General features: G+C 61.7%; 6 protein-coding genes and 1 pseudogene. All 7 read left to right on the top strand.

Annotated elements, in window-relative coordinates:
* Positions 1 to 501 (top strand): annotated as a pseudogene (locus tag U9R81_RS19210) (glycosyl transferase); the annotation flags it as partial.
* Positions 502 to 519: 18 nt separating this feature from the next.
* On the top strand, positions 520 to 2,013 hold the full coding sequence (locus U9R81_RS19205) for a hypothetical protein (RefSeq protein ID WP_322497023.1): 1,494 nt from the start codon (positions 520 to 522) through the stop codon (positions 2,011 to 2,013).
* Between the two features lie 4 nt (positions 2,014 to 2,017).
* Complete coding sequence (locus tag U9R81_RS19200; protein ID WP_322497022.1) at positions 2,018 to 3,250, top strand: glycosyltransferase family 4 protein; 1,233 nt, start codon at positions 2,018 to 2,020, stop codon at positions 3,248 to 3,250.
* Positions 3,247 to 4,464 (top strand): glycosyltransferase, encoded by a 1,218-nt coding sequence (locus tag U9R81_RS19195; RefSeq protein ID WP_322497021.1) that lies wholly within the window; start codon positions 3,247 to 3,249, stop codon positions 4,462 to 4,464. The genes U9R81_RS19200 and U9R81_RS19195 overlap by 4 nt, the downstream gene beginning before the upstream one ends.
* Before the next feature lie 146 nt (positions 4,465 to 4,610).
* Positions 4,611 to 5,366: a glycosyltransferase family 2 protein gene (locus tag U9R81_RS19190; protein ID WP_322497020.1), complete on the top strand. Its 756-nt coding sequence runs from the start codon at positions 4,611 to 4,613 to the stop codon at positions 5,364 to 5,366.
* Between the two features lie 30 nt (positions 5,367 to 5,396).
* On the top strand, positions 5,397 to 5,855 hold the full coding sequence (locus U9R81_RS19185) for an EamA family transporter (protein WP_322497019.1): 459 nt from the start codon (positions 5,397 to 5,399) through the stop codon (positions 5,853 to 5,855).
* A 33-nt stretch (positions 5,856 to 5,888) separates the two neighbouring features.
* A complete protein-coding gene (locus tag U9R81_RS19180) occupies positions 5,889 to 6,467 on the top strand; it encodes an SIS domain-containing protein (RefSeq protein ID WP_322497018.1) in 579 nt (192 codons plus the stop codon).
* The last annotated feature ends 29 nt before the right edge of the window (positions 6,468 to 6,496 follow it).

The following is a 6,496-nucleotide window of genomic DNA, read 5'->3' as shown; positions in this document are numbered from 1 at the left end:
TACGCCTTCCCGGCAGTGGCCCTCGGCGCGCCGGCGGTGGCGCGGATGATCGCTGACCTGATCGGTTGGCTCTGGCAACGCCGGCAACCACTGCTGGCCGGAGCCGCCGGCGCGTATCTGGCGTTGGTGATCGGCTTCTCGCTGAGCCTAACTGCGCGGGTGGTGTTTACACCCGATGATTCAGCGCACCGGATGGCAGCGTTCCTCAACCAGACCGTTCCCGCTGACCGCATCATCGAGACATGGGAACCAGAACTAGCCACGTTCACCGACCACGCCTACCACTACGTGCCCACCGAACTGCTTGATCCGGCGGTGCGGCAGGCATGGTTGGGCGGGCCGCCGGTGGCTTACGATGGCCTCGCTGCCCAGCCGCCATACGTGCTGACCGGGCCATTTAGCGCGTATACCAGCATCTATCATGTCGATGATTTAGCGCGTGAGTACACCATCATCTACAGCGCCGGGCCATACACGCTGTGGCAGCGACGGGAACCATAACCGGATGAAAGGATCGCTATGCGTCGTTTTTGGCTGATCGTCTTTCTGCTGTTCTTCAGTTATGCCTACGTCTTGCCGCGCTGGTCGGACTGGAACCAGAACTCGCGGTTAAATTTAGTGTTGGCGCTAGTTGACGATGGCACGCCAAAAATTGATCGCTATGTTGCAAATACTGGCGACTATGCGCTGTACAATGGCCACGCCTACACCGATAAACCGCCGGGTTTGTCATTTCTCGGCATCCCGATCTACGCCGCCATCCGGCCATTGCTTGACGCGCCGCCGGTGCAAGCCCAATTCGAGCGGATCGGCAGCCGGTTTGAAGAGACGCTCAAGCCCGATGGCAGCGGCTTGCGGGCTGACAAGATCCGGTTTGCCTTGGTGCAGTATCTGCTCACGCTGATCGTGGTTGCGTTGCCGGCGGCGTTATTTGGCGGTTTCTTCTTTCTGGTGCTGCAACGGCTCGGTGTGGCGCCGGCGCCAGCCAGCATCGGCGCGCTGGGGTATGGGTTAGCCACCAGCGCCGCGCCGTACGCCAGCAACTTCTACGCCCACCAGTTAGTGGCCGTGCTCCTCTTTACCGCCTTCGCCTTAGCGTGGTCGCCACCAGCGCGCTGGTCGCCGTGGGCCAGCGGTGCGCTGGTTGGACTGCTGCTTGGCTGGGCCGTGATCAGCGAATACCCGGCGGCGCCGGCAGCCGCCATTATCGGATTGTACGTGCTCTACCGGCGCGGCTGGCGCTGGTTGCCAGCGATGGCGGCGGGAGGCACGTTGCCGGGAGCGTTGTTGATCGGCTATGACCTTGCCGCCTTTGGCACGCCGTGGCCCATCGGCTACGCCTATTCCGCGCTCTGGCAAGAGCAGCACCATACCGGTTTCATGAGCCTCACGGCCCCCCAGTGGGAAGCCATCTGGGGCTTGACCTTCAGCGAATTCCGCGGTCTCTTCTTCCGCGCGCCATGGCTCTTGCTCGCATTGCCGGCCTACTGGATCGGCTGGCGACGGCGCGAGCAGCGGGCCGAGTGGTGGGTGTTGGTGCTAGTGCCACTGGCTTTTCTGCTCTTCTACGGGTCGTCGATTATGTGGTGGGGCGGATTCGCCGCCGGGCCGCGCTATATCGTGCCGCTGATTCCCTTCCTTGCTCTGCCGGCGGCGCTCTTGATCGGGCACTGCTGGGGCCGGATCGAGTGGCGCCTTGGCGCATTCGGCTTGCTCAGCGTCTCATTTGTCCTTATTTGGATGGAGGCAACGGCAACTCAGCTCTTCCCCAGCGACGCCATCAGGGCTACGTGGCGCGAGTATGTGATTCCGGCATGGCAACAGGGCGAGATTGCCCGCAATGCCGGCATGGTCTTGCAACTTGAGGGAGCGGCTAGCTTGTTGCCGCTACTCGCCGGATTGCTCGCCGGCATCATCATCTTATTGCGCCCGCTGGAAGCAACCGAACGCGCGACCACGTGCCCAGCCGCTACACCGCCAACCAAACCCGTGGCGCCGCCTGCCCAGAGGTGAACTCATGCGTATTTTGATGCTGACGCTGATCGCGCCCTACCCGCCCGACAGCGGCCCCAAGATCAAGACCTACAACGTGTTGCAATATCTGTGCGAGCGCCACGAGGTCACGCTGGTCTCGCTGGTGCGGAATGAGCAAGAGCGCGCCCATGCCGAATCGCTCCGCCGGATCTGCCGTGAAGTGTACACGGTGCCGTTTCAGCGTTCGCGTTGGAAAGATGCGCGCTTTTTGCTCAAGAGCGCCCTCACTGGCGAGTCGTTCATTCTCAGCCGCGACGCCTCGCCGGAACTGCACCAGTTGCTGCGCCAACTGACGGCGCGTGAGCATTTTGACATCATTCATGCCGACCAGCTCAATATGGCGCCGTTTGCGGTTGATTTACCGGGGGGGGCGCGGATCATTGACCAACACAATGCCGTATGGACGATCGTCGCCCGCATGGCGGCCCGATCTGATCTGATCCGGCGGATCGGCTTGCACATCGAAGCGCGCCGGCTGCGGCGGGCCGAGGCGCGGTTGTGCGCGCGCTTTGATGGCATGCTAGCGGTCAGCGAACCGGATTATGCGTTTCTCAAGCTGGCCGCCGCCGACGCTGGAGTCGCATTACCGCCCACGGCGATCATTCCAATTGCGATCGATGCGCGCAGTGAAGCGCCGGTGCAACGGCACAGCGCGCCCGATACGATCCTCAGCATGGCGACGATGTTTTGGCCGCCCAACGTCGATGGCGTGCTCTGGTTTGCCCGTGAAGTCTGGCCGTTGGTGCGGCAAGCCGTGCCTCAGGCACGGGTGGCGTTGGTTGGCTCGCGACCGCCGGAGACGGTGCGCCAGTTGGCCGCCGATCCCGCGATTGAAGTGCCTGGCTACGTCGCCGATCCGCGCCCATACCTCGCACGGACGGCAGCCTTGATCGTGCCGGTGCATGCCGGCGGCGGCATGCGGGTGAAGATTTTGGAAGCTTTAGCCCGCGACTTGCCGATCGTCTCAACGACCATCGGGTACGAAGGAATTGACCTCACGCCGGGAGAACACCTGCTGGTGGGTGACACACCGCAGGCGTTTGCCGAAGCGTTGATCCGGCTCCTACGCGATCCGGAGCTCGGACGACGATTAGCTGCGCAAGGGCGGCGCGTCGCCGAAGAACGTTACGACTGGCGGGTGGTCTGTCCAGCTATCGATCACCTGTACGCCACCGCACTGCAACGAGCCAATTCTCTGTCAGCGGGGCAGCGATGATGAACATTTTGTTTGTTGCGCCCTACACCCCATCACCGATCCGCGTACGCCCGTACCAATTCATCCGGCATTTAGCCCAACGCGGGCATGCGATCACGCTGGTGTGCGCCGCCGACAATACGGCGGCCCTCACCGAACTGCGCGCGATCTGCCGGCGCGTGGTAGCAGTGCCGGTACAGCGCACCGATCACCTGCTGGCATATATGCGCGCCGTACCGGGCGAATTGCCACTGCAAGCGGCGCACTGCCTTACCCCGGCGATGGTTGCGGCGGTCGCGCACGAAATCAAGCAGGGTACCCATCACGTCATCCACATCGAACATCTCCGTGCGGCTGAGATCATCCGCGCCGCCTTGCGCCAGTGCGGCGACGGCCCTCCCGCCGTGCTCGATGCGGTTGACAGCATCACCCTCTTATTCGAGCGCACGCTACGGCGCGGCGCCAACCTGAGCAGCCGGCTGCGCGCGTTGATCGATCTGGCCCGCACCCGGCGTTACGAAGCCGCCTACCCACACCGCTTCGCTGCGATTGCAGTGACATCGCCGGAAGACCGCTGGAGCTTACTCACCCTCAACCGCGCCCTCGACCGTCCGGGAGGCAGCCCCATCATCGTCGCGCCAAACGGGGTCGATCTAACCTACTTTCAAGCCTACACCGGCCCGCGCCGTCCGCATCACCTTGTCTTCACCGGCAAGATGAGCTATCACGCGAACGAGGCCGCCGCCCGCTACTTGATTGAAGACATTATGCCGCTGGTGTGGGCCAAACGGGCCGAAGTGACCGTCACCTTGGCCGGAGCCGAGCCGGGGCCGCGCCTGCGCGCCTATGCCCGCGATCCGCGGGTCACCGTGACCGGCGCCGTACCCGATTTGCGCCCCTACCTCACCGAAGCCACCTTGGCGGTTGCACCCATTCGTTATGGCGTAGGGGTGCAGAATAAAGTGCTGGAAGCGATGGCCACCGCCACCCCCGTCATTACCGCCCGCCAAGCGACGGTTGCGCTCAGCGCGCAACCCGGACGCGATCTGGTTGTGGCCGAGGATGCCGGCAGCTTCGCCCACGCCATCCTCACCTTGCTCGATGATGATGAGCGCCGCGTCGCGATTGGGCAAGCGGGGCGGCTGTACGTCGAGCGCCACCACAACTGGCAGCAGAGTGTGAGCCGGCTGGAAGCCGTCTACGCTTCAGCCGGCGCCTCACTGCGTCACCGCTAGCGATGAATAAATGTTTATTTTTTCCACGCTAATCTTCAGAGCATCTTTAGCTCATGCGCAGATAATTTGAATGGCACTGTAGTAGCGCGTTCCATTCAACACCACGCTCTCGCTCATCACCGGCGCCTGTTTACGAGGAGAAGGTCATGACCGGATACGATATATCGATTGTGATCCCCTGCTACAACGAAGCTGAAGGCATGGATGCAATGCGCGAGCGGCTCACGCAGGCGCTGGCCACCCTCCGCGAGCGCGGGCGGATCCAACTGGTGCTGGTCAATGATGGCAGCCGTGACGGCACTGGCGAATTGCTGGAGCAGACCTTTGGCGGCTGGCCCGATACGGTCATTGCGCATCACTCCACCAATCGCGGTTTAGGAGCCGCCCTCCGCACCGGCTTCGCGCATGCCACGGGTGACGTGATTGTTACCTGCGATAGTGATGGCACCTACCCGTTCAGCGAGATCCCGGCGTTGCTCGACCGGCTCAAACCCGATGTCGATCTGGTGACAGCGTCGCCGTATCACGCAGGCGGCGGGATCGAGAACGTACCGGCCTACCGGGTCTTCATCAGCAAATCCGCTTCGCTCTGTTATCGCGTGCTGGTCAATCCGCGCATCCACACCTACACTGCCCTCTTCCGCGCTTGCCGGCGTGAAGTCATCGAACGGGTCACCACCTCTGCCGACGGCTTTTTGATGGTGACTGAATGGTTGGTTGAAGCGCTCCTCAGCGGCTATCGCGTCGCCGAATACCCCACCACGCTGCGGGTGCGCCAGTACGGGCAATCGAAAGCGCGGGTGTGGCAAATCACGAAAACCCACCTCCGATACATGGCCGGCATTCTGCGCCGCCGGTTAGGAGCGCAGCCGCGAACCAAAGCGCTACCGCGCAGCCAATAATCAACGGCTGCGAGATGATGGGAGAAACGCATGCAACAGGTGGAAGAACGCACGATTGTAACGACCGCACTTGCGGACGCCGCGGAAACCGAGCAACCAACGCCACGAAAGGGCAAACTGGCTATGAGCACGATTATGCTGATTTTGATCGCCACTGCGCTGGGTGTGATCGGTCAGATGATGCTAAAGCAGGGAATGGGCGCGATGGGGCCATTGGCGCTGACCTTAGACTCGACTCCCAGCATTATTTTGCGCATCGTCACCTCGCCAATGGTCATTGGCGGCCTGCTCATCTATGGCATTGGCACCTTCTTCTGGCTGATCACGCTCTCGCGGATCGAACTCAGCGTAGCCTACCCGTTCGTGAGTCTCAACCATATCATCATCTTCCTGTTGGCGTGGCTCGTGTTGCATGAACAGGTCAACCCGCTGCGTGCCGCCGGCGTGCTTGTGATCTGCGCCGGTATGTTGATGGTTGCGCGTTCCTAGCTCTCGTTAACGTCACCGCATTAGGAGAGGATCATGAACACACTCACGTCATATTTTAGCCAAATCCGCCAGACGCTTGAGCAACTGCCGCAGGCGTCACTGCAACAAGTGGCTGATGCGCTGTGGGCAGCATATGAGCGCGATGCCACCATTTTTGTGTGCGGGAATGGCGGCAGCGCCGCGACTGCCTCGCATTTTGTCTGTGATTTGGCGAAGTGGACGATCAAACCAGCAGCGCGCCGGGTACGCGCGATCGCCCTCACCGACAATGTACCGCTCATTACCGCATGGTCGAACGATCAAAGCTACGCCGATGTCTTCGTTGAGCAATTAAAGGCGCTCTATCGCGATGGCGACGTTATCGTCGCCATTTCGGGCAGCGGCAATTCGCCGAACGTGGTGCGCGCCATCGAGTGGGGTAATGCGGTTGGCGCCGTCACAATTGGCCTGACCGGTTTCAACGGCGGGCGCCTGCACCAGATTGCCCAGATCGGTCTGCACATCAACAACCACGTGATGCCGCAAGTGGAAGACATTCATAGCATCATCTGCCACGCGCTAGCGGTCAACTTGGGCCAGCAGATTGAATTGAACTGTCGCTCCAGCCGGTAATCTTGCAGACAGTTGCAATAGGAGGTTAG

Origin of the sequence: Chloroflexus sp., assembly GCF_034435895.1 — a bacterium.
In the GTDB taxonomy this organism is placed as follows: domain Bacteria; phylum Chloroflexota; class Chloroflexia; order Chloroflexales; family Chloroflexaceae; genus Chloroflexus.
Note: the sequence above shows the minus strand (reverse complement) of the source record. Positions and strands in the feature narration are given on the sequence as shown.

Excerpts from the sequence above, each read along its gene's own strand:
- U9R81_RS19205 (WP_322497023.1), top strand. The coding sequence starts at position 520 with ATGCGTCGTTTTTGGCTGATCGTCTTTCTGCTGTTCTTCAGTTATGCC.
- U9R81_RS19200 (WP_322497022.1), top strand. The coding sequence starts at position 2,018 with ATGCGTATTTTGATGCTGACGCTGATCGCGCCCTACCCGCCCGACAGC.
- U9R81_RS19195 (WP_322497021.1), top strand. The coding sequence starts at position 3,247 with ATGATGAACATTTTGTTTGTTGCGCCCTACACCCCATCACCGATCCGC.
- U9R81_RS19190 (WP_322497020.1), top strand. The coding sequence starts at position 4,611 with ATGACCGGATACGATATATCGATTGTGATCCCCTGCTACAACGAAGCT.
- U9R81_RS19185 (WP_322497019.1), top strand. The coding sequence starts at position 5,397 with ATGCAACAGGTGGAAGAACGCACGATTGTAACGACCGCACTTGCGGAC.
- U9R81_RS19180 (WP_322497018.1), top strand. The coding sequence starts at position 5,889 with ATGAACACACTCACGTCATATTTTAGCCAAATCCGCCAGACGCTTGAG.